Source organism: Pseudoalteromonas sp. CO109Y (assembly GCF_004208935.1).
GTDB classification, from domain to species: Bacteria; Pseudomonadota; Gammaproteobacteria; order Enterobacterales; family Alteromonadaceae; genus Pseudoalteromonas; species Pseudoalteromonas shioyasakiensis.
This window is the reverse complement of sequence record NZ_SGPD01000017.1, coordinates 171608-192472: the sequence shown is the minus strand read 5'-3', so window position 1 is coordinate 192472 and position 20865 is coordinate 171608. Positions and strand designations below refer to the sequence as shown.

The 20865-nt window shown below is 41.5% G+C and carries 24 protein-coding genes; 7 read left to right on the top strand and 17 right to left on the bottom strand.

The window, feature by feature from the left end; genetic code table 11:
* Positions 1–268: 268 nt before the first annotated feature.
* From EXT43_RS07090 to EXT43_RS07080, 3 genes are all read left to right on the top strand, one after another.
* Entirely contained in the window at positions 269–1420 is a 1152-nt protein-coding gene (locus EXT43_RS07090) for a chorismate mutase (protein ID WP_054562150.1), read from the top strand.
* A gap of 129 nt (positions 1421–1549) precedes the next feature.
* Entirely contained in the window at positions 1550–2068 is a 519-nt protein-coding gene (dsbB, locus tag EXT43_RS07085; protein ID WP_130166657.1) for a disulfide bond formation protein DsbB, read from the top strand.
* Positions 2068–2370 (top strand): DUF6170 family protein, encoded by a 303-nt coding sequence (locus EXT43_RS07080; protein WP_055197970.1) that lies wholly within the window; start codon positions 2068–2070, stop codon positions 2368–2370. Before dsbB ends, EXT43_RS07080 begins: the two co-directional genes overlap by 1 nt.
* 28 nt (positions 2371–2398) lie before the next feature.
* Here EXT43_RS07080 and EXT43_RS07075 read toward each other — a convergent pair whose 3' ends face one another.
* Positions 2399–2692, bottom strand: a complete 294-nt coding sequence (locus EXT43_RS07075; RefSeq protein WP_130166656.1) for a helix-hairpin-helix domain-containing protein — start codon at positions 2690–2692, stop codon at positions 2399–2401.
* Between the two features lie 246 nt (positions 2693–2938).
* On the opposite strand from EXT43_RS07075, the gene EXT43_RS07070 reads away from it, so the two are divergent.
* Complete coding sequence (locus EXT43_RS07070) at positions 2939–3241, top strand: YebG family protein (RefSeq protein WP_130166655.1); 303 nt, start codon at positions 2939–2941, stop codon at positions 3239–3241.
* Between the two features lie 62 nt (positions 3242–3303).
* Here the strand turns inward: EXT43_RS07070 and putP are convergent, their stop codons facing one another.
* A complete protein-coding gene (putP, locus tag EXT43_RS07065; RefSeq protein WP_130166654.1) occupies positions 3304–4815 on the bottom strand; it encodes a sodium/proline symporter PutP in 1512 nt (503 codons plus the stop codon).
* A gap of 371 nt (positions 4816–5186) precedes the next feature.
* On the opposite strand from putP, the gene EXT43_RS07060 reads away from it, so the two are divergent.
* Entirely contained in the window at positions 5187–6410 is a 1224-nt protein-coding gene (locus EXT43_RS07060) for an HDOD domain-containing protein (protein ID WP_130166653.1), read from the top strand.
* A 65-nt stretch (positions 6411–6475) separates the two neighbouring features.
* On the opposite strand, the gene EXT43_RS07055 is transcribed toward EXT43_RS07060, so the two are convergent.
* Genes EXT43_RS07055 through ccmA form a run of 10 tightly spaced genes read right to left on the bottom strand, consistent with a single transcriptional unit; the run spans position 6476 to position 14191 of the window.
* Entirely contained in the window at positions 6476–7207 is a 732-nt protein-coding gene (locus EXT43_RS07055) for a VacJ family lipoprotein (protein ID WP_130166652.1), read from the bottom strand.
* 9 nt (positions 7208–7216) lie between these two features.
* A complete protein-coding gene (gene ccmI / locus EXT43_RS07050) occupies positions 7217–8479 on the bottom strand; it encodes a c-type cytochrome biogenesis protein CcmI (RefSeq protein ID WP_130166651.1) in 1263 nt (420 codons plus the stop codon).
* On the bottom strand, positions 8480–8941 hold the full coding sequence (locus EXT43_RS07045; RefSeq protein WP_054562158.1) for a cytochrome c-type biogenesis protein: 462 nt from the start codon (positions 8939–8941) through the stop codon (positions 8480–8482).
* Complete coding sequence (locus EXT43_RS07040; RefSeq protein ID WP_130166650.1) at positions 8941–9510, bottom strand: DsbE family thiol:disulfide interchange protein; 570 nt, start codon at positions 9508–9510, stop codon at positions 8941–8943. Before EXT43_RS07040 ends, EXT43_RS07045 begins: the two co-directional genes overlap by 1 nt.
* Entirely contained in the window at positions 9507–11462 is a 1956-nt protein-coding gene (locus tag EXT43_RS07035; RefSeq protein ID WP_062566817.1) for a heme lyase CcmF/NrfE family subunit, read from the bottom strand. The genes EXT43_RS07040 and EXT43_RS07035 overlap by 4 nt, the downstream gene beginning before the upstream one ends.
* Position 11463: 1 nt before the next feature.
* On the bottom strand, positions 11464–11943 hold the full coding sequence (gene ccmE, locus EXT43_RS07030) for a cytochrome c maturation protein CcmE (protein ID WP_054562161.1): 480 nt from the start codon (positions 11941–11943) through the stop codon (positions 11464–11466).
* Positions 11940–12143 carry a heme exporter protein CcmD gene (ccmD, locus tag EXT43_RS07025; protein ID WP_054553244.1) on the bottom strand — a complete coding sequence of 68 codons (204 nt, stop codon included), beginning with the start codon at positions 12141–12143 and terminating at the stop codon, positions 11940–11942. Before ccmD ends, ccmE begins: the two co-directional genes overlap by 4 nt.
* 2 nt (positions 12144–12145) lie before the next feature.
* On the bottom strand, positions 12146–12883 hold the full coding sequence (locus EXT43_RS07020; RefSeq protein WP_054553245.1) for a heme ABC transporter permease: 738 nt from the start codon (positions 12881–12883) through the stop codon (positions 12146–12148).
* 1 nt (position 12884) lies between these two features.
* Positions 12885–13571, bottom strand: coding sequence for a heme exporter protein CcmB (gene ccmB / locus EXT43_RS07015; RefSeq protein ID WP_130166649.1), 687 nt, complete (start codon positions 13569–13571; stop codon positions 12885–12887).
* Positions 13571–14191 carry a cytochrome c biogenesis heme-transporting ATPase CcmA gene (ccmA, locus tag EXT43_RS07010; protein ID WP_130166648.1) on the bottom strand — a complete coding sequence of 207 codons (621 nt, stop codon included), beginning with the start codon at positions 14189–14191 and terminating at the stop codon, positions 13571–13573. The genes ccmB and ccmA overlap by 1 nt, the downstream gene beginning before the upstream one ends.
* Positions 14192–14293: 102 nt before the next feature.
* Here ccmA and EXT43_RS20830 point away from each other — a divergent pair, with 102 nt between their 5' ends.
* The gene (locus tag EXT43_RS20830; RefSeq protein WP_240701476.1) at positions 14294–17077 is read left to right on the top strand and encodes a flagellar hook-length control protein FliK; all 2784 of its coding nucleotides are present in this window, start codon (positions 14294–14296) and stop codon (positions 17075–17077) included.
* 5 nt (positions 17078–17082) lie between these two features.
* Entirely contained in the window at positions 17083–17391 is a 309-nt protein-coding gene (locus EXT43_RS07000) for an EscU/YscU/HrcU family type III secretion system export apparatus switch protein (RefSeq protein WP_054562165.1), read from the top strand.
* Between the two features lie 29 nt (positions 17392–17420).
* Here EXT43_RS07000 and EXT43_RS06995 read toward each other — a convergent pair whose 3' ends face one another.
* From EXT43_RS06995 to EXT43_RS06975, 5 genes are read right to left on the bottom strand one after another with little or no spacing between them, the layout of a single operon-like run.
* The gene (locus EXT43_RS06995) at positions 17421–17825 is read right to left on the bottom strand and encodes a DUF2802 domain-containing protein (protein WP_055020709.1); all 405 of its coding nucleotides are present in this window, start codon (positions 17823–17825) and stop codon (positions 17421–17423) included.
* 15 nt (positions 17826–17840) lie between these two features.
* A complete protein-coding gene (locus EXT43_RS06990; protein WP_054553251.1) occupies positions 17841–18338 on the bottom strand; it encodes a chemotaxis protein CheW in 498 nt (165 codons plus the stop codon).
* Between the two features lie 21 nt (positions 18339–18359).
* The gene (locus EXT43_RS06985) at positions 18360–19118 is read right to left on the bottom strand and encodes a chemotaxis protein CheW (protein WP_130166647.1); all 759 of its coding nucleotides are present in this window, start codon (positions 19116–19118) and stop codon (positions 18360–18362) included.
* Positions 19119–19120: 2 nt separating this feature from the next.
* Entirely contained in the window at positions 19121–19891 is a 771-nt protein-coding gene (locus tag EXT43_RS06980) for a ParA family protein (protein ID WP_054562168.1), read from the bottom strand.
* 11 nt (positions 19892–19902) lie between these two features.
* The gene (locus EXT43_RS06975) at positions 19903–20862 is read right to left on the bottom strand and encodes a flagellar motor protein MotB (RefSeq protein WP_054562169.1); all 960 of its coding nucleotides are present in this window, start codon (positions 20860–20862) and stop codon (positions 19903–19905) included.
* Between the last annotated feature and the right edge of the window lie 3 nt (positions 20863–20865).

The following is a 20865-nucleotide window of genomic DNA, read 5'->3' as shown; positions in this document are numbered from 1 at the left end:
TATTTATAAATTTTTTATAAATATAAATGAATTTTCTGAGTAAACACCGATGTTTTCTAAATTAGCTGCGATAGGCAGTTGACTTTACATACAAGTGTTTTTACATTAGTTCAATGAAACAAATTATCTCTCGCACTTATTTTTCGTTTTTTAGCTTCTTTAGATAGAGGAGGCTTAACTGTTTGCGAGATAAATTCACCGAATAGCTAAAGCCTCCCACTTGGGAGGCTTTTTTGTTTGTGCACTGTTTTGGAATGAGGAAACCAACATGAGCATTGATACATTAAATGCGTTACGACACGATATTAATGAAATAGATTCCGACTTATTGGTGTTACTGGCTAAAAGACGCCGTATTAGCCACAGCGTAGTTGAATATAAAATTGCCAATAACAAACCAATTCGCGATGAAGCCCGCGAACAAGCATTACTCGAAAAGCTTATTAATTATGGTAAGTCGCTAGGTCTAGATGCGTACTACATCAATAATGTGTTCCAAACTATTCTTGAAGATTCTGTTTTGAATCAACAAGCAATGCTACAAAAGAATCTAAACCCTGAAGCAATGAGCGAAAGTCATCGTGTTGCATATTTAGGTGGTCAAGGCTCTTATAGCCAATTAGCCTGCCATAAATATTTTAGCCGTCGCCCAGGTAAGCTGATTGAGATGGGCTGTTCGAGCTTTGATCAAATCACTGGCAAAGTTGAAAGTGGCCAAGCTGATTTCGGCTTACTGCCAATTGAAAACACCAGCTCAGGTAGTATCAATGAAGTGTTCGATTTATTACAACATGCACAAGTATCAATTGTCGGTGAGGTCACTCACAGCGTTGAGCACTGTTTATTAGCAATGCCAGGTACTGAGCTTTCTCACATTAATAAAATCTTTGCTCACCCACAGCCTTTTGCTCAATGTAGCCGCTTCATTCAGGGTTTAGGTGATATTCAACATGAAACATGTGACTCAACCTTCCATGCATTACAATCAGCGGTTGAAACTACAAACAGCGCCGCAATCGGCTCAGCACAAGCAGGTAAAAATGTAGGGTTAGAAGTCGTTAAATCAGGCCTTGCAAACCAAAGCGAAAACCATAGCCGCTTCATTGTCGTCGCGCGTAACCCGTTGCAAGTATCTAAGCAAATTCCAACAAAAACCAGTTTGATTATGGCGACCAAACAACAAGCGGGTTCATTGGCTGATGCCTTGATGATTTTTAAACAACATCAAATTAACCTAGTAAAATTGGAATCTCGTCCAGTACCTGGAAACCCATGGGAAGAGGTGTTTTATGTTGACCTTGAAGCAAACCTTGATGACTTACATGTTAAGCAAGCGCTTGAAGAGCTAAAAGAACACACCCAATATACCCGTGTATTAGGCTGCTATCAAAGTGAGTCTTTGCAAGCTGTTAGTGTGTAACAGCCAGCCTAGATATGATTAATAAAAAGGAGCCAGTCGGCTCCTTTTTCGTATAATTTCATCTTAGATACTTGCACCCACTGCCCTGTCTAAGCATAATCTTGAAAACAATTTGAAATTGGAACTTTCATGAATTGGTTAGCAGAATTAGCAACTAAAAGAACACCTTGGTTATTATTAGCCGTTATTTCCCTCGCATTTGAAATCACTGCGTTATTTTTTCAATACAACATGGGCCTTGAGCCATGCATCATGTGTATATATCAACGTACCGCTGTTTTAGGCTTACTTGCAGCGGGTGTGATTGGTGCAATTAACCCACAAAATATGGTTGTTCGCTTAGTCGCATTTGCCACTTGGGGTGTCTCTGCAATTTGGGGTTACTTTATTGCCAAAGAACACATTGCAATGCAAAACAATACTGACCCTTTTGCATTTAGCTGTGCATTTGAACCTAACTTCCCAAGTTTTATGCCTTTGCACGAATGGATCCCTAGCTTCTTTGCCGCTACTGGTGATTGCGGAAATATCGATTGGCAGTTTGCTTCTATGAGTATGCCAGCATGGATGGAAGTGATTTTTGCAGCATTTTCAGTGGTATTTGTGGCTGTTCTATTTAGCCGATTAGTGAGCAAAAAGTCGCTATAATGATTTATTTTTTTACTAGCCAAATCCCTGCTTTAAAAAGCTTTAAAGTAAGGCAACGCCAGCAAATTATTGCCCTTGCTTTGGCTCATTTAAGCCCAAGCAAAAAGATCATTTTATCAGTATGTAAGCTTGCCTTTTTAGCACCATTATTTTTAGGCTTGGCCTACTTTGAAGGCTGGATGCTTATTCCTTGGTTATTGTTAGCGGGCTTAAGTTACCCACTGATCACAACACCTATCGAAAACATGTTCGCATTAGCGCATTTAGACAAAGCTATCGATGAATTTAAACAGGGCGAATAACGCCCTGTTTAGGTGTATAGCCCGCTATTTATAGTGTAATTTTCCCCTCAAGTTTAGCAAATAGCTTATCGCCAATTCCTTTTACTTCTTTTAATTGCTCTACCGACTTAAACGGACCTTGCTTTTTACGGTGCTCAACAATCGCTTTAGCTTTTGACTCTCCAATACCCGGTAATTGAGTAAGTTGATCTATGCTGGCTTTGTTTATACTGAGCTTTTGCATTTTAACTTGTGTTGCTTCGGTTGGTTTAACGGCGAATACCGATGTAGCAGGTAGTAACGCAATGCTTGTGGCAAGTAAAATACTTGATAGTAATTTCATAATTTCCTCCATGATGTCCATCTTGGACAGGTAGTTAGCTATTACCCAACACTCACTCCATCGCTTGTGTTTAACTTTGGGTAACAATTTAAATAAAGCTAATGTCCCTATTATTGTCAAATTTGCAGAATAAAATTTTTCTCAAGTTACTTGCAAAGTAAGTCCCGAAGCATTACTGTATATAAAAACAGTAATCAAAGTAGCGGTATTACGCTGCAAATGCCACGCTTAAATGCAGGAGAAATCATGGCTGTTGTTGTTAAATATGTTGTAGAAAGAAACGGAGTCGAGCGCATGACGTTTACTACTAAGAAAGAAGCTGATGCGTATGACAAAATGCTCGACATTGCTGAGTCATTAGAACTAATGCTTGAAAAAGTTGATGTACCATTAAGCGAGCAACAAATTGAGTCACTGGCGCTTGAAATGGCAAAAGAAAAAGACCAATTTATGGCGGTACTTAAAGGTGCAAAAGACACCCCAGCTAAGCCTAAAAAAGCAAAGTCAGACGACAACGTTGCTGATATAAAAGAAAAAGCGGCAAGCTAAACGCAAATTTAGATCATAAAAAAGGGCAACAGATGTTGCCCTTTTTTGTGTTTAATCAAAAACTACAGTGACGACTCAACTTCATCAAATAAGTCTGTAATTTCTTTTTTCGGCTCAGCAGTTGTAAGGCTAACAACAACAATAGCAATTGTTGATAAAATAAAGCCTGGGACAATCTCATAAATGATTGCACTTAATGCTTGGCCATCAATTGTAATTGGCGCGTAAATCCAAAACAGCACTGTTGCAGCACCAACAACCATACCACTAATAGCGCCTTGTAAGTTCATACGCTTCCAGTAAAGGCTCAGTAATACGAGTGGACCAAATGCAGCACCAAAACCAGCCCATGCATTACTCACTAAATCTAAGATAGAGCTATCGCGGTCATAGGCTAGGTAAATAGCAAATAGAGCAACCAAAATAACACTAATACGACCTACTAAAACCAGCTCTTTTTGAGATGCACTACGGTTTAAGTAAATCTTATAAAAATCTTCGGTTAGTGAGCTTGAACAAACTAATAACTGTGATGAAATAGTACTCATAATCGCCGCTAAAATAGCTTCCAATAAGAAGCCGGCAATTAAAGGGTGGAAGATAAGCTCAGACAACACTAGAAAAATCGTTTCTTTATCATCAATTGGCATTTGGTTTTCAAGCATATAAGCAGCACCAAATAGACCTGTTAGCACAGCACCAATAGCTGAAAGCGTCATCCACGACATACCCACACGGCGCATAGTCGGCATATCTTTCACAGAGCGCACAGACATAAAACGCACAATAATATGTGGTTGACCAAAATAACCAAGGCCCCATGCCATGGCAGAAATAATCGCTATCGTTGAACCACCTGCAAACCAATCCATCATATTAAGTGCATGAATTTCTGATTCTTTTGGTGAGCTTAATAATAAGTCATAGCGTGCATTTGCAAGTGTATCCATAACTGGCTGATCAAGCATGGTAAACGTTGCAATTGGCACAGCCAGCAACGAGATAAACATGATACAGCCTTGTACAAAGTCAGTCAGGCTCACTGCTAAGAAGCCACCAAACAAGGTATATAACACGACAACACCGGTTGTGATGTACAGACCCATTTCGTAGCTCATATTAAATGAGTTTTCGAACAACTTGCCGCCTGCAACAACACCTGATGAGGTATACAAGGTGAAGAAAACAATGATTACAATCGCAGAGATCACACGCAGAATATTTTTATTATCATCAAAGCGGTTCGCGAAGTAATCTGGAATGGTGATTGAGTCATTCGCCTTTTCTGTGTAAACACGTAAACGAGGCGCGACTAGGAAGTAGTTAGCCCAAGCACCGAGTACTAGACCTATGGCAATCCAAACCTTGCTTAAACCAAACAAATACATTGCACCCGGTAGACCCATTAGCAGCCAACCACTCATGTCTGATGCGCCAGCTGAAAGCGCAGCAACACTTGGTGATAAATTACGACCACCTAGCATATAGCCTGATACATCGTCGGTAGATTGCTTATAAGCATACAGCCCAATCCCCAGCATGACGATGAAGTACATTGCTAACGAAATTATCATTCCTGTTTCCAAATTAGCCTCCAAAAGTTGTTTAATGTTGGCTTTTAATCCGAATAATGACTCGCAAGTTATTTAATTTTAAGACATTATTGGGGTAAAAACCGATATCACCCATGACTATAACATGCTTCCCCCCTACAACTCCAATCAAGCAGTTCAATGGCAGGGTTTACAATTTCAACCTTTTCATAACAAAAATATGATATTTAATCGCAAGTTATAGAATTCAATTGCAATTTATCCTAGTCTTAAGATCAGAATAAAATCAGTATTTATCCTCAAATACTCGCATTTAATTAATGCTATTTCAGGCACAATGACATATATTGCTGATGGATAAATGAATTAACCGAAGTGGACATGCCAGGACTATGTATTTTTACGCTGCACGCCAACCTATTTTAGATAAGGAAAAGAAACTTGTCGGCTACGAACTCCTTTTTAGGGATGGCGTAGATAACGTGTTTCCAGACATTGATGGCGATGAAGCAACATCACGACTCATTGAAGGTAGTCAGTTCAATTTTGGTTTAGAAGATTTAACGGATAACAAACCAGCTTACATTAATTTCACTTTAGATACACTCCAAAAAGGCTACCCTTTATTACTGGGTAAAGAACAAGTCGTTGTCGAAATTCTTGAAACTATTCAACCAGGTAAACGTTTACTTGCTCTGGTTAAAGATTTAAAAGAGCGTGGTTACACACTGGCCCTTGATGATTATATTCATCAACCTGTGTGGCGCCATTTTTATCCGTATATCGATATGATCAAAATTGACTTTTTAACCACAGACAAAGAGTCGATTGAAGCGGTTATTGAAGCGATAAAACCTCACCCGCACATCAAGTTGCTTGCCGAAAAAGTCGAAACTTACGAGAAATACCAACTTGCCCTAGAAATGGGTTTTAGTTACTTTCAAGGCTTTTTCTTTTCAAAACCGGAGATGGTACAAAGTAAAACTTTGCCACCTTCTGAGATGGCTCTTGCCGAGCTCCTATACGAAACATCAAGTATTGATTTAAACCTTAGAAAAATCACTGAGGTGTTTGAACGTGACGTTAACTTATCTTATAAGCTATTACGCTATTCAAACTCCGCGGCATTTAAACGCCGTGCCGAAATTAGCACAATCAAGCAAGCGCTTATCGTATTAGGAAGCGAAGAAATTAAACGTTTCTTGTCGCTGTTATTTGCAGCTCAAGTATCTGCAGATAAACCTGCTGAACTGATCCGCCTGTCGCTAACCCGAGCACGGTTTGCTGAATTACTGGCAATTAGTCATGGAAAGTTACGCGATACAGGTATGGCTTTCTTAACAGGCATGATGTCATTAATGGATGCTATCTTAGATGAAGATATGCCAAGCGTTATGAATAAGTTACCGCTGACCAACGAAATTAAAGACGCTCTACTTAAAGATGAAGGCTTACTCGCTACCTATCTAAACCTTGTAAAATTCTATGAGCAAGCAAATTGGGAAAAAGCGAAAGAAATCCAACAACAGTTGGGCCTTAAGCCAGAAGAAGTACCGGACGCTTACCACGACGCATTAAGTTGGTCTAATGACCAGATGAGTGTGTTTGGAGACTGATGAATATCAATCTATTAATGATATAAAAAATGCCAGCAATTGCTGGCATTTTTATTTGAATAATCTTAAAGATTCTCTAAGAAGTCTTCGTCAAAATCATCCGGCTCTTTTTCTACTGGCGGATTACCATCATGTAGCTCATATAATTGACGCTGGAAGTAAATATCCTTCACGAAAATATATGGGTCTAACGACTCGTTTAATAAGCTCTCTTGTGGCATTAATGAAGCACGGGCCTCAACCGCTTTCAGCGCGAACACTAATATTGTCTGTGGTGTTGTTAACGTGATTTCAGGTAACACAAAGTTATCTACCACATCACCTGTTAGGTTTCGTGCTGTACTTGGCCCCATACCTGGGATCATCAAGTATGCGCCATCACCTACACCCCATACACCTAAGGTTTGACCAAAGTCTTCATCGACAATTTCTAAACCCAGCGATGAAGCGACATCAAAAAAGCCGAGTAAACCTACCGTAGAGTTCACTAAAAAGCGCGCTAGGCTAATACCCATATTACCAGGTTTACCTTGCAGGCCAGCATTGACCATATCCGTTGGTGCAGTGATGTTATCGGTAAAATTAACAATGCTACGTCTTACCGGTGTTGGCGTTACTGTAACGTAGCCAACGGCTGCTGGGCGAAGAATATAAGCATCAAGCACGTCCATATTAAAATCATACATAGGACGGTTGAACGACTGTAATGGGTCTCGCTCATCCGCTTTTTCTTCAGGTATTTGTGCGCATCCTGCAAGCACTACAAAAAAGATAAAAAATATACTGTGCCTAAACATCGGCTATCCTTAAGGTATTAACTCATTAATTAGCAACGAATATTCTTTTACGTTTGCACGCTCTAAAACATCCGACTTGCCTTCCAACTCGCCGCTAGAAGTTACCACAGTTGCATCTTTTGATAAACGCGCAGTTAAAATAATTTTATCGACACTTGATAGATTCAAGCCTTCAACCATGGCATTGCTATTACTCAACGTCACGGTTAGCGGAAAGCTATATTCGGTCATTTTTACCACAGCTAATGGCATTTGTGGACCACTGGCTGCTTTTGCAAAAACGAATAACGTGCCGTTTTGTGGCTGCGAATCTGCAAGTGCAGAGTCTAAATCAACCGTGATGCTAATTTCACTGCTTGAAGCTTCTGCGAGTTTTGTATTTGTAACTTGCTGCTCATTATTTAAATGGGCATCAATTTCAGCAATACGCTCTGCAATCATGCTATAACGCGGGTCATTTTGCTGCATACTTGCAAGCAGTACTTCAAACGCAGTTTTTGCTTGCAGCCAATCTTTACGCTCATAAGCAATTAGGGCTAGCAATGAGATAGCATCAATATTGGTCGGCTCTGCTTTTAACACTCTCGATAACATAGTCGCGGCACGAGACATATTCGCATCACTGCCTTCCATTAGCAGGACTTGCGAGTAGCTGATCAGCACTTGCTTGTTATCTGGGTTCATTTTAAGAACCTTATCAAATGACTGCATTGCCATATCAAATTCATTTAATGACATCGCAACACGACCTAGCAGCATCCACGCCACTTCATCATCACCACTTTGATCAAGCTTGGTACGCAGTGCTAAAGCAAATGCTTGCAGCTCATTCGGTGTTAACGGCTCACCATCTTGCATCACGGCACGCTCACCATACGACTTAAGGTTTGCCATCGCGTCATGCCAGCCTTTAATTTGCTGCTGACTACCCGTGTAACCGTAAAAGATAGCCGTTAAAACAATTAAAAAGCCAGCGCCAGTAAGGGCAAAAATACGGTTGTTACCTTTACTATTTAGCGCTTTTTCTGGAGACAATTCATTGAGTAAACGACGCTTTTGTTCGATAACTGACTCATCGTGCATTTGTGCATCAATACGCTGGTTATCTAAGTCAGCTTTAAGCTCGTCTAAACGTTGATGATAAATTCGGATTAACTCCGAGTTTGCATTGTGATCAAGGCGTTGAATACGTTCGCGTTTAAAAAACGGAACGACAACAAATAGCAATGCAACCAGTGTGAGTAAAACAAAAGAAGCCCACATTAATGCCATCTAGCTTTGCTCCTGACGTTGATTTTGTTCAATTAACTTTGCAAGCAGCGCCTCGTCTTGCTCTGTCCATGTTTGTTTTACAGATGCCTTACGTTGGCGTAAAACAATAAAGCCAAAGCCAAGTACCACAATTAATACTGGCAATACCCATAACACTAAGGTTGCTGGTGTTACTGGTGGATCGTAATGTACGAAGTAACCGTAACGGTCAATCATATAATCGATGACTTCATCTTTGCTTTTGCCGTCTTTTACCAGCGTTAATACTTTGTCACGTAAGTCTTTGGCTACAACAGCGTCTGAATCGGCAATGTTCTGGTTTTGACATTTAGGGCAACGCAGCTCTTTGGTTAGTTCACTAAAGCGAACAGCTTGCTCTTTATCATCAAATTGATACTTGTCTTGCTCTGCAAATGCGCTAAACGTGATGAGCAAACTTGCTAAAAAAATCACGAGTCTCATTACTGTAACTCCTGCATTAACGGTGCGAATTTGGCTCGCCACACACGCGGATTAATATCGCCGGTATGGTGTAGCAAAATAGTGCCTTGCTTATCGACTAAAAAGGTCTCTGGTGCGCCAGACACACCTAAATCAAGGGCTAATGTGCGTTTTAAATCTAAGATATTAAATTGATATGGGTCGCCAGCACGATTAAGCATGCTAGTGACATCTTCGCGTAGTGCGTTAATATCAAACTGACCATCAAAGTCAGGGTCATAGCCTTGCTCGTAGTATAAGCCAACAATCTTAACGCCCTGCTCTCTAAGCTCGGTTAAATAGCCTAACTCAGCTAAACAGGTCGGGCACCATGTGCCCCACACATTTAGTAAGTAAACTTCACCTTTTAAATCACTATCTGTCCAACGCTTTGACTCATCCATCAAATCTGGCAGATTAAAAGCTGGCATAGCCTGCCCAATACGCCCTGTTTGCAGCTCACGCGGGTTAGCAAACAAGCCTTGATATAAAAACACACACAGTAAAACGAAAACCAGTAAAGGTGCTAGTGCGAGTAGTTTACGGTTCATGCTGAAGCCTCCTGCTTAGTCGATTTTTGGCGGTAGCGTTTATCACCAAGCACTAAAAAGCCTGCCAGTGAAATCAAGATACCACCGAGCCACATCCAACGAACATAAGGCTTATGGTAAATACGTAACGACCACGCACCTTGGCTTAATTGCTCACCAAGCGCTAAATATAAGTCACGTGTGAAGCCTGCATCAACAGCCGCTTCAGTCATAAACTGCATACCAATGTCATAACGGCGTTTTTCAGCATGTAAAACGGTTACTTGTTTATCGTTTTTCAGCACTGTGACAACACCAGCATGGCCACTATAGTTTGCGCCGCGGATAGACTTAACACCATCAAAACGATACTGGTATTCATTTAACGCCACAGTGTCACCCGGCTTCATTGATACATCACGCTCTACTGAATAAGCAGAGGTTAACGTTACACCTGCAATCACGAACGCTAAACCAACGTGGCCTAAAACCATCGCCCAATAGCTTAGCCCTAAACGTTTAAAGCCTTCGCCTAAGGTTTTGTGAATAGTTACTTTTGCCGCTAAATCAACCACTGTAGTAACAACAATCCATACCGCTAGCGCAGTTGCAATAAAGGTAATAGGCGCAATTACATCGTAACTTGAATATAACCACGCTGCCGTAGCCACGAGACTGACTACAGCCGATAGTGCAAACTTGTTTTGCAACATCGACCACTTGTTTTGTTTCCAACGTAACAGCGGACCCATACCCATTAAAATGGCAAACGGTACCAGTAAAATAGCAAACATCTTATTGAAGAACGGCTCACCAATCGAAATGCTACCTAAGCCAAGTTCTTTGTGGATCATTGGCAGTAATGTACCTAGCAATACAATCAGCGTTGCCACAACTAAGAAAATATTATTTAGCCAAAGCGCAACTTCACGTGAGGCAAACTTATAACGGCCTTCACTTTTCACCTGTGAAACGCGTAATGCATAAAGCGATAAACCACCACCAACGACAATGGCTAAGAAAGCTAAAATAAACATACCGCGGTTAGGATCTGAGGCAAAAGCATGCACAGATACTATGATACCCGAGCGAACAATAAAGGTACCCAGTAAGCTTAACGAAAATGCTGCAATAGCCAACAATACGGTCCACGACTTAAACACACCACGCTTTTCGGTGGTTGATAATGAGTGCAGCAATGCTGTTGCCACAAGCCATGGCATTAATGATGCGTTTTCAACTGGATCCCAGAACCACCAGCCACCCCAGCCAAGTTCTGAGTATGCCCACCAACTACCAATGGTAATACCGAGTGTTAAAAAGCCCCATGCTGTCATAGTCCAAGGACGAGACCACTTAGCCCAAGTATTATCAAGCTTACCTGTAAGTAACGCTGCAATAGCAAATGAGAACGACACAGATAAACCCACATAGCCCATATAAAGCAATGGCGGGTGAATGATCATACCCGGGTCTTGCAATAACGGGTTTAAATCGCGACCTTCAACAGGGAAATAAGGCAATAAGCGCTCAAATGGGCTCGACATTAATAAGGTGTATAACATAAAGCCAACACCTAAAAAGCCTAGTACACCCAGTACACGAGCACGTAATACCCAAGGTAATGATTGCGAACGCATAGCAACTACAGCGGTCCAACCCGCTTGCATTACTAACCAGAGTAAAATTGCCCCTTCATGACCACCCCATGTCGAGGTTATCTTGTAGTACCAAGGTAAGGTGCTACTTGAGTGATAAGCAACATACGAAACAGTAAAGTCGTCGGTTAAACTGGCATAAACAAGTGCAGCAAAAGACAAAAGTACAAATACGAATTGTCCAATTGCCAGTGATGGGGCGGCACGCATTAAACGTAAATTGCCGGTATGCGCGCCCCACAAAGGAAAAATACACAATAGAACACTGAGCACCATGGCCAGTGTTAAAGAAAAATAACCGAGTTCTGGGATCATATTAATTGCCGTTATCTAAGTTATACGTCGGTTTTTCGTGCTTGATACCCTTCACAGCTTCAGCAACTTCTGCAGGCATGTACTCTTCATCATGCTTTGCAAGTACTTCAAAGGCATCAATTTCATTGGCTTTAACTAGCACGCCCTGCGCCACAATCCCTTGGCCTTCACGGAATAAGTCCGGCAAAATCCCTTGATAATTAATTGTCACCATAGGGCCTTTATCAATCAGTTTAAAGCTTACCTTTAAGCTTGATTCGTCACGAACAACTGAGCCAGGTACAACCATGCCGCCAATACGTAGCTTCTGACCAATATGCGGTTTTTCTTTGTTTGGTCCTTTACCCTCAACAAGTTCACTTGGGGTATAGAATAAATTGATGTTTTCTTGCAGTGCGTACAGCACTAAACCAATCGTTGCACCCACACCAAAAATAATGGCTACAACAGCTAATAAACGTTTTTTACGTCTTGGATTCATTGCCCTGCCTCTTGCTTCGCTTTCTTAATGCGCTCTTCACGTTGTGCTTGCTGCTTTACTGAAGAGAAAATACGTTTTGTATCGTTTAACGAACTAAATAAAATACCAAGTAAAATTAATGCACAGCTACCAAAAGACAACCATACATAAAAGCCATAGCCACCCATGGCAATAAAATCTGCAAAAGAATCAAACTGCATGATTAACCTCGCTCAACCATATCACGCACCCAAGGGCGATGCTTTTCACGTTGGAGAATTTCGTTTTTAAGACGGATTAACGTCACCACACCAACAAAACCTGCAAACGCAACAATGTTAACCATTAATGGCCAAAACATGCTTGGATCAATAGCTTTAGTATCAAACTTTGTAATGGTTGCACCTTGATGCAAGGTATTCCACCACTCCACCGAGAAGTGAATAATCGGTAAGTTGATAACCCCAACAATGGCTAAGATACAAGCAGCACGCCCCGCTGCTTTTTTATCTTCAAAAGCATGATAAAGCGATAACACACCAAGGTATAAAAATAACAGAATTAACTCAGAGGTAAGACGTGCATCCCACACCCACCATGCGCCCCACATAGGTTTACCCCATGCTGCACCGGTAATTAATGCTATCGCTGTCACACATGCCCCGACAGGTGCAATTGCAATCACTGCAAGTTCTGCATTACGTAATTGCCATACTAGTGCGATCACTGCTGCAATCGCCATAGAAGAGTAAGCGCCCATAGATAAAATAGCTGAAGGCACATGGATAAAAATAATTCGGTAGCTGTCTTTTTGTTGGTAATCGGCTGGGGCATAAGCAAGCCCCCAGACCCATCCAACAATCATACAAACCACCGTAACGACGGCGAAATAAGGCAGTAAGGTGTTACACAATTGGTAAGCACGATCTGCTTTTGCGTAGGGATGTAACCACTTCCACATATTAACTTACACTCACTTTCAATGCTGACGATATGGCAATTGGCGCCGCTATAATCGCTACGATTAGCATGGCACCAAGGATTGCAAGCTGTCCGCTATAGGCAAGCTCCATAGAGCTGGTATCAATAGCCGAGGTTGCAAAAATTAGTACAGGGATATACAAAGGCAAAACAAGCAAACTCATTAAAATGCCGCCTTTTTGTAGTCCCACAGTAAGTCCAGCGCCAATTGCACCAATGAAGCTAAGCAATGGCGTACCTAACAATAAGGTCAGAACGGTTGCTAAAAGCGCTGAACTTTCTAAATTCAATAACAAAGCAAATACCGGGGTCATTAACACTAAAGGCAACCCCGTGATCACCCAATGCGCTGCCACCTTTGCAAGGACAGTTAACGGTAATGGGTATGATGAAGCAATTAATTGCTCTAGTGTTCCGTCGTGATAATCATCACGAAATAGCTTATCTAAGCCCAACATAGTCGAGAGTAACGCAGCGACCCAAATAATGCCCGGTGCCATACGAGCAAGTAGACCGGGTTCAGGGCCAATTGCTAACGGAAAAAGTGTAATAACAATAAGAAAAAACAAGATAGGGTTAACGATTTCAGCACGCTGACGAAACGCTAATTTAAGATCTTTAGAAAAAACCGCAGTGAATAATTGCCAATACGAATGCTGTTTTACCATCAGTGGCGATACTCCAAAGTCACTGTTTGTAGGTCACTAAAATGTGTCGTTAAGTCTTGGTGGGTAGTTAAAAGAATCCCGCCACCAGCATTTAGGTGCTCAACAAAGCGTTCTTGTAAAAATGCCACACCGCTTTTATCAAGGGCCGTAAATGGCTCATCAAGGATCCATAGTTTGGCACTATTCAGCCACAGTCTTACTAAAGCGACACGGCGCTGTTGCCCTGCTGACAACATACGAACAGGCACATCCTCAAGACCTACTAAGCCTATTTTTGCTAAGATCGGATACAAGTCTTGTTTGCTATCGTAGCCATTAATTTTTAGCCAAAATGCGACATTCTCAAGGGCAGTAAGTTGTGTATTTACACCCGTTTTATGGCCGATGAATAATAACTCTTGTGCATATTCATCATAGTATTTTGTAATCGAGCGTTCTTGGAACAAAACATCGCCTTCATCCGCCATAGCGAAACCCGCGATAATACGCAATAATGATGTTTTACCAGCCCCATTCGGACCAGCTAATTGCATAATTTGTCCCGATTTCAAGCTGAAATTAAGATCCGCAAACAAACAACGATCTTGCTTGATGCAGGTGACGGCCTTAATGTGTAACAAGATGACGATTCTCTATACCCAAAATTAGGCGTTAGTCTACCATAATGATAGGGTAATACGAATATTGCTTTAAAACGATTAACTTATATTTGATCTAAAATAATGAATAAACAAAGCCAGTTGACTCTCAGCACTCAGCTTAATCTAGACCCAAAAGCAATCAGCAGTGCATCACAGCAATCACCTAATGATGCCTTAAAAATGCTGGCTGAGCAGAGCTTAACTGCCCGAAATATCGTAATTGGTAAGCAAAGCATGCAAATGGACGTGCTAATCAATAACTCATGGCAAACACTGCGCTTATCAACAGAGCAAGAAAATCTTAAAACTGAGCGCTTTTTAGCGGCCAATATTCAATTAAGTAGTGATGGTAAACAGCTGACTATCACACCAGCACCGCTGACGATTACACTTGGCAAAAGCCAGCAATTACAAGCACTACTGAACTTGCTAACGCAAGGGAGCGCAAATACAAATATGCCGCACCCTGCTCAGATTGCGCCAAGTAAACCTTTACTACAACTACCAACATTAAAAGCTGAGTTTGCTCTTAACAATAGCCTGGTTGCTCTTTTAAAAGCTGAAGCACCACTTAAAGCCATTTTGCTGCCTGCTACCAACCAACAAAATAGCTTTAATTTAAACATAATTAATCGCTTTGGGGATTCACTCCATCAGCAAAGTGTTAGCCAACAAAAAGTAGCCGAGTTGGTGGCTAAGCTAACCCCTGAAATGAATTTAAAATTAGCTGGGCAACAAGTACAGTTAAGCGTTGCAAACAAGCAAAGTAATGAACTAACTTTACCGCTACCTACAATATCGCCAAAACAAGCTAAGCAAATTCAAGCCCAGTGGCAATTTCATCCTCATGCATTAAAACTAATACCCCAGCAAGTTAAAAATACTATTGAACTTATAAATAAAGCACCTGTGCAACAAATACTGTTAAAGAACTCGTTGTCAGAGACATTCAATCAAGCATTAAAAAGCCAAGCTGTTGAACCTAAGAATACGTTGATAGCGCCATCGAGCAGCTCAAATTCCCCCATTAGCTCTTGGCTAAAAGACAGTTTTGCTGATTTAAAAACGCGTATTAGTGATGCTGTGCGCTATTTTGAAAAGCTCCCCGCTACCACCAAAGCGGCTGTTAACCAGTCAACGCATCAGCTGATTGAAAGCAAAAATACGATTAGCCAACTGGGCTTTAATGCTAATAAAATCAATATAGTAAAGTTTGCCGCTATTCAACAAAGCACGCCACAACACGCCGCCCCCCAAGTATCGCAAACAATCAGTGGGCCAGTTTCAGCAAATACGCCATTACCTGCGACTAAACAGACAGAACCATTAACCGAAAGTCAGTCTACAAAGCAAGTTAGCTTACCCGTGAGTTATAACAAGGCTCCACCTTTAATACAGTTACTGCAACGGATAAAAGTCAGTTTAGAGCCGCTTGTTAGCGCGCAGCGCCCTGCTACTCAAATAGCAATCAATAGTAAAGCGCAAACTCCTGCTTTGAATAAAGATACGGCTTTACAAAAAGCACCTGTAGACAACAAAGCGGTTAGCGGCGCTGTTACTGCCATGAAATCTGACAAACCAGCCTCAGAGCAGCTCGCTCAAGCTAAAAATAACCTTGCTAATTCAGTAGTTAAAAATCTGAGTGAGCAGATTACACAAACTAAACAAGCGACATTAAACTCAGCGCCCAACCCTACTGCACAAAATGCAAAGCCTGATTTAAAAGGGGCACCTGCTCCTTCGGAACAACAAGCTGATCGAGCAATAAAAACAGTGGCTAAAAACCTTGTAGCGGCAACGCCTAATGAACAAATAAAACAGAATAACTCAGCGACTCGAGCGCCAACTGAGCAAACCGCAGGATTACAAAAAGTTGCTCAGCAGCAAACTCAATTACATGCCCCCTACTTAGCTTTGAAAGAACCAAACTTGAGCCAGCCATTGTTGCCGATAAGACCGATTGAGGCCACGCTGATTGCTAAGCTATTACCGCTTCCTGAAAGCAAACCTTTAGCAAGCACACCTCTACCGGTGCAATTAACAGAAAAACTTGTAGCTCTGAGTGAGCAAAACACATCGTCTTCGGTAGATTTGAATCGACTCGTAAATCAAGCATTTAATCGCATGATCTCGAGTCAAAACATGCACCCTACTACGATTGAACGAGAGCTTTTAAGTATCCTCAGGCCAACAGCATTACCCAGCCAGACTCAGCAAGCGAGCTTTAGCCAAGGGTTAGAACAATTAGCAGTGGCTTCACTTGCCGCGCCAATTATTAATCAAGCACCAACCAACCTTAGTTTTAATAATCAGACTGGTCTTGATGCCTTACTGCAAGTGTTAGTGCCCAACTTTAAAGCCGTTAACGGTAATAAATTACTCGAGCAGCTACAGCAGCCTGCGATGCAAGCCATGGCGGCTGAAGCTTCACAACTAAAAAACACGTTGGCTCAGGTGCAAACAACACCTATCAATCAGCAACAAGATAACAGTGCTTTAGCGCAGTTTTTCTTACCGATGAAGTTACCTCCTGAAACAGGGCAAACAGAAATCAGCTTAGGACAGTATAAAAAGCCAAGTAAAAATAAACTCGAAGCGAAAAATGTCTGGTTTGTGCGATTAAACTTTGATTATGCTCAGCTTGGCAAGTTACAAATTACCGCAGAGGTGATGGATAAAGCGGTTGATTGCCAGTTGCTAGCGTCTTCACAAGAAGTGACAGCGCTTGCTCATCCGCATTTAGAAACGCTGCGTCATAAATTAGCAGGCCATGGCTTAAATGTAGGTGAGTTAAACTTGCAACAAGGGACGTCAAGCCACCAAGCTTTTTATAAATCCCATGCGATTATTAACATTAAGGTGTAATTCTTATGAGTGAACAAGCGGTGCATAAATCAGCAATTGGCTTACTCTACGAAGCTGGTAGCTCGCCACGAGTAACCAGTAAAGGCTTTGGTGAATTGGCTGAAGAAATCGTTAAACTTGCTGAACAAAAAGGTATTTTGATACACCAAGATGCTGATTTAGCACAAACCTTATCGCACCTTGAGTTAGGTGAAGAAATCCCGAAAGAGCTCTATTATGTCATTGCCGAGTTAATTGCTTTTTCGTACGTATTGCGTGGTAAATTTCCACCTGGTTGGCAAGATTTTCAGGGTAAGCTCAACATTCAAGCCTAGTGCTCAAATGTACTCAAATAAAAAGCGCCTTATTGGGCGCCTTTTTGTTTATGAAGTGACATGAGTAGCTCAGCTTCGGCTCTGGGTAATTCGCATTCACGAATTATTTCTTCTAAATCAGCGCCTAGCTCAACCATTTTAACCGCTCGCGAATAAATTTTCGCATTCGGATCATCATATTTTTGTGCATCTTGTAGCTGTTCAAGCTCTTTACTTTTTTCTTCAACAGCAACAACGCGTTTGCCAATACTCAGCATGCCGGCCCGCATCTCAGCCACTTCGCTACGTAAAATACTCAATTGCTGTTGAGCTTCTTGTAACTGTTTTTGCTTGGCTTGAATTGCCGCCGCTTGCTTATTGTTATTGACAAAAATAAGCCCCAAACACACTAATACAAGTAAGATTGAGGCACCAAACAAAGAGTATAACAGCATATAATTTCCAAACGCTTATAGTGCGCTTAGCTCGTCCCACTCATCGTCATTTAATAATTTATTAAGATCAACCAAGATCAGTAACTCACCATCACGGTTAGATACACCTTGGATAAACTTAGCACTTTCTTCTGTGCCAATATTTGGCGCACTGTCAATTTCAGAGCTACGTAGGTAAACCACTTCTGCGACACTGTCGACTAAAATACCAATCACTTGCTTTTCAGCTTCAATGATAACGATACGAGAGTTATCAGTGACCTCAGCACCCATTAAGCCAAAGCGTGCACGAGTGTCGATAACAGTAACAACATTACCACGTAGGTTAATAATACCTAATACATAAGAAGGCGCACCTGGTACAGGAGCAATTTCTGTATAGCGAAGTACTTCTTGTACTTGCATTACGTTAATACCGTACGTTTCTTCTTCAAGTTTAAAGGTTACCCACTGTAACACTTCATCGTTGCTATCAGCGTTTTTATTTGCTGACAGTAGTCTTTCTTCACTCATGCTATTACTCCGTAAAAATAGTTACTGCTCACGGCTGTCTAAGCCCTGCTCTAGCAATTGATTTAAATTTTCAACGTCAATCAAGGCGCACATTTTCTCTTTGATAACACCTGCAAGCCAAGGCCGCTTACCTGATTTTGCTCGCCATTTTACATCTTCTTTACGAAGCGTAATATTATTTACGAGCTTTTCAGCCAATAATCCCCATTGACTGTCACCTAAGGTGATTAAATACTGATAATCTAATGATTGTTCTAATTTTTCATCATACTTTTCTGGCATAACCCAACGTGCAGTATCAACAACATTTAGTTTTTCTTCACGGTTTAGCATTACACCTTTAAACCATTTAGGTTTACCAAATAATTGGTTAACCTCAGCCAGCTGATGAATTCCCCCTAATGCTTTTAACGGTACAGCAAGCGTTAACCCTGCAACCTCAAAGAATAATGCCTGAAATTCACCATCAAAATAGTCTTCTTGACGATCAGACGAGGTTTTTGCAACCAGTTCAGCTTTAGGTTCTGTGACTATATCTTTGATATTAGCTTGGTTCTCGGTTTTCTCAAGCTCTTTAGTCGGTTCTGGGGGTGGTAAAACAGGTTCTGGAGTAGGCTGAACGTCTGTCAGCTTTTCTTCCGTCTTAGTTTCAGGCTCTTTAACCTGCTCCAGCAGCTTTGCGACTGGCTCAAGATTTTGGTCTGTAGGCTCATCTTCACACAACAAAGCGCCCAAATATTGGGTCATCACTTTTTCATTGGCAAATAAATGCTTACTCATCTTTAACCTTGTGCAACTAAGTAATCAAGCAGCGCGCGATAGGCAAATACCCCACGCGAACGCGGGCAAAATTGAATCGGCACTTGTTGTGCTAAACTAGCATCTCTAAACTTTGTATCGACAGGCACCACGCCTGACCATACTTTATCTTTGTAATTATCCTGCAGAGTCTTGTAAGCTTCAAGTGATGCTTTAGTACGTTTATCGTACATTGTAGGAATAATTGTATATTGGTACTGTTTTGCTTGCGATGTTTGCATCAACTCCATCGTACGCATCATACGATCAAGCCCTTTTAAGGCCAGAAATTCTGTTTGTACTGGCACTAAAATTCGCTCACTAGCTGCAAGAGCATTGACCATCAAAACCCCTAAAACAGGCGGGCAATCAATAATTGCATAGTCATAATGGTCGCTAATTTTGGCCAGTGCTTTTTTTAGTATTAAGCCCATACCATTTTTATTGCCCATGCTTCTATCAAGCGTCGCGATTGCCATCGTCGCAGGTAAGATATCAAGGTTTTCAAGTGTTGATGGACATAGAGCCTGTAAAATTTCTTCACTGGCCATGTTATTGCCGCGCGCAAAGATATCATACACGCTAACTTCTAAGTCTTCTGAATCTATACCAAAATAATAAGTCAATGATGCATGCGGATCGGTGTCAATAAGTAACACGCGTTTTCCTTGTAAAGCGAGAATACCAGCAAGGCTAACGGCTGTTGTTGTTTTCCCTACCCCACCTTTTTGATTCGCTACGGTCCAAACTTTCACATCACACCTTATTATTGTTCATTGCGCGTGGTAATCCTAATACCACCATGTGGTAATTGAATCACTTTAATGCTGTTGTCATCGCTTGGCAACTCAATTTCTGTCGTCTGTTGCGGTTGGTTTTGTGACTCTTGTTCAGTATTTTCTGGCTCTTTTGGCGGTAAACCATATTTAGACAATGCAACAACCACTTTGCGGTTTTCTGCGCGGCCTTGCTCAGTGTCATTACTTGCGAAGGGCGAATACTGACCGTAACCTTCAATAGCCATACGCGCAGGGTTAATGCCTAAACTCTCAAGCTCAACCAGTACGGATGTAGCCCGCGCTACAGATAGCTCCCAGTTTGAGCGAAACATCTCATTACGAATACCTTCGTTATCGGTATAACCACGCACGCGTATGTAGTTATCAACCGGCGCGATAATATCTTTCACTAAACCAACAACTTGCTTGGCACGCTGCTGTGCAACAGCACTGCCCGATGAAAATAACATACCTGAACTTAATTCGATGATAAGCCAATCTTGGTGAAGCTCTAAACTCGCTTCGCCATCACGAATTTCATCAATAAGCGCAGACTGTAATTTAGTAAGTAAGCTGTCGAGAGGCTTGCCGAGATGTTTTTTCTCAATATTGCTGGTTTCGCTTTGTCCATCGAGTAATTCAGGACCCTGCTCATCTTTACGAATGCTCTCACCGTATAGAATGTCGTTCTCAGGACTAACTCTGTCAGTTAATATGCCTGTGCCGTTAACCCCTGTGCCAACCTGTTGTTGCTGACGAGCTGATTTTTCGAACACCTGCTCCAGTGAGTCTGAGAGAATCTGAAAGTCTTCATTTTTACTAATTGCGATAGCATACATGACCACAAAAAAAGCAAACATGATGGTCATGTAATCGGCATAAGAGACAAGCCAGCGTTCAGTATGTTGGTTTTTTGACGTGTTATGACGCAGACGACGGCGCATCATAAT

Bases quoted from the DNA above. Each gene is read 5' to 3' on its own strand.
- ccmD (WP_054553244.1), bottom strand. From the start codon at position 12,143: ATGCAGTTTGATTCTTTTGCAGATTTTATTGCCATGGGTGGCTATGGC.
- EXT43_RS06990 (WP_054553251.1), bottom strand. From the start codon at position 18,338: ATGAGTGAAGAAAGACTACTGTCAGCAAATAAAAACGCTGATAGCAAC.
- EXT43_RS07040 (WP_130166650.1), bottom strand. From the start codon at position 9,510: ATGAACCGTAAACTACTCGCACTAGCACCTTTACTGGTTTTCGTTTTA.
- EXT43_RS07080 (WP_055197970.1), top strand. From the start codon at position 2,068: ATGATTTATTTTTTTACTAGCCAAATCCCTGCTTTAAAAAGCTTTAAA.
- ccmB (WP_130166649.1), bottom strand. From the start codon at position 13,571: ATGGTAAAACAGCATTCGTATTGGCAATTATTCACTGCGGTTTTTTCT.
- EXT43_RS06975 (WP_054562169.1), bottom strand. From the start codon at position 20,862: ATGATGCGCCGTCGTCTGCGTCATAACACGTCAAAAAACCAACATACT.
- EXT43_RS07090 (WP_054562150.1), top strand. From the start codon at position 269: ATGAGCATTGATACATTAAATGCGTTACGACACGATATTAATGAAATA.
- ccmI (WP_130166651.1), bottom strand. From the start codon at position 8,479: ATGGCATTAATGTGGGCTTCTTTTGTTTTACTCACACTGGTTGCATTG.
- EXT43_RS07060 (WP_130166653.1), top strand. From the start codon at position 5,187: ATGTATTTTTACGCTGCACGCCAACCTATTTTAGATAAGGAAAAGAAA.
- EXT43_RS07035 (WP_062566817.1), bottom strand. From the start codon at position 11,462: ATGATCCCAGAACTCGGTTATTTTTCTTTAACACTGGCCATGGTGCTC.
- putP (WP_130166654.1), bottom strand. From the start codon at position 4,815: ATGATAATTTCGTTAGCAATGTACTTCATCGTCATGCTGGGGATTGGG.
- ccmE (WP_054562161.1), bottom strand. From the start codon at position 11,943: ATGAATCCAAGACGTAAAAAACGTTTATTAGCTGTTGTAGCCATTATT.
- EXT43_RS20830 (WP_240701476.1), top strand. From the start codon at position 14,294: ATGAATAAACAAAGCCAGTTGACTCTCAGCACTCAGCTTAATCTAGAC.
- EXT43_RS07000 (WP_054562165.1), top strand. From the start codon at position 17,083: ATGAGTGAACAAGCGGTGCATAAATCAGCAATTGGCTTACTCTACGAA.
- EXT43_RS06995 (WP_055020709.1), bottom strand. From the start codon at position 17,825: ATGCTGTTATACTCTTTGTTTGGTGCCTCAATCTTACTTGTATTAGTG.
- EXT43_RS07055 (WP_130166652.1), bottom strand. From the start codon at position 7,207: ATGTTTAGGCACAGTATATTTTTTATCTTTTTTGTAGTGCTTGCAGGA.
- dsbB (WP_130166657.1), top strand. From the start codon at position 1,550: ATGAATTGGTTAGCAGAATTAGCAACTAAAAGAACACCTTGGTTATTA.
- EXT43_RS07070 (WP_130166655.1), top strand. From the start codon at position 2,939: ATGGCTGTTGTTGTTAAATATGTTGTAGAAAGAAACGGAGTCGAGCGC.
- EXT43_RS07075 (WP_130166656.1), bottom strand. From the start codon at position 2,692: ATGAAATTACTATCAAGTATTTTACTTGCCACAAGCATTGCGTTACTA.
- EXT43_RS07045 (WP_054562158.1), bottom strand. From the start codon at position 8,941: ATGAGACTCGTGATTTTTTTAGCAAGTTTGCTCATCACGTTTAGCGCA.
- EXT43_RS07020 (WP_054553245.1), bottom strand. From the start codon at position 12,883: ATGTGGAAGTGGTTACATCCCTACGCAAAAGCAGATCGTGCTTACCAA.
- EXT43_RS06985 (WP_130166647.1), bottom strand. From the start codon at position 19,118: ATGAGTAAGCATTTATTTGCCAATGAAAAAGTGATGACCCAATATTTG.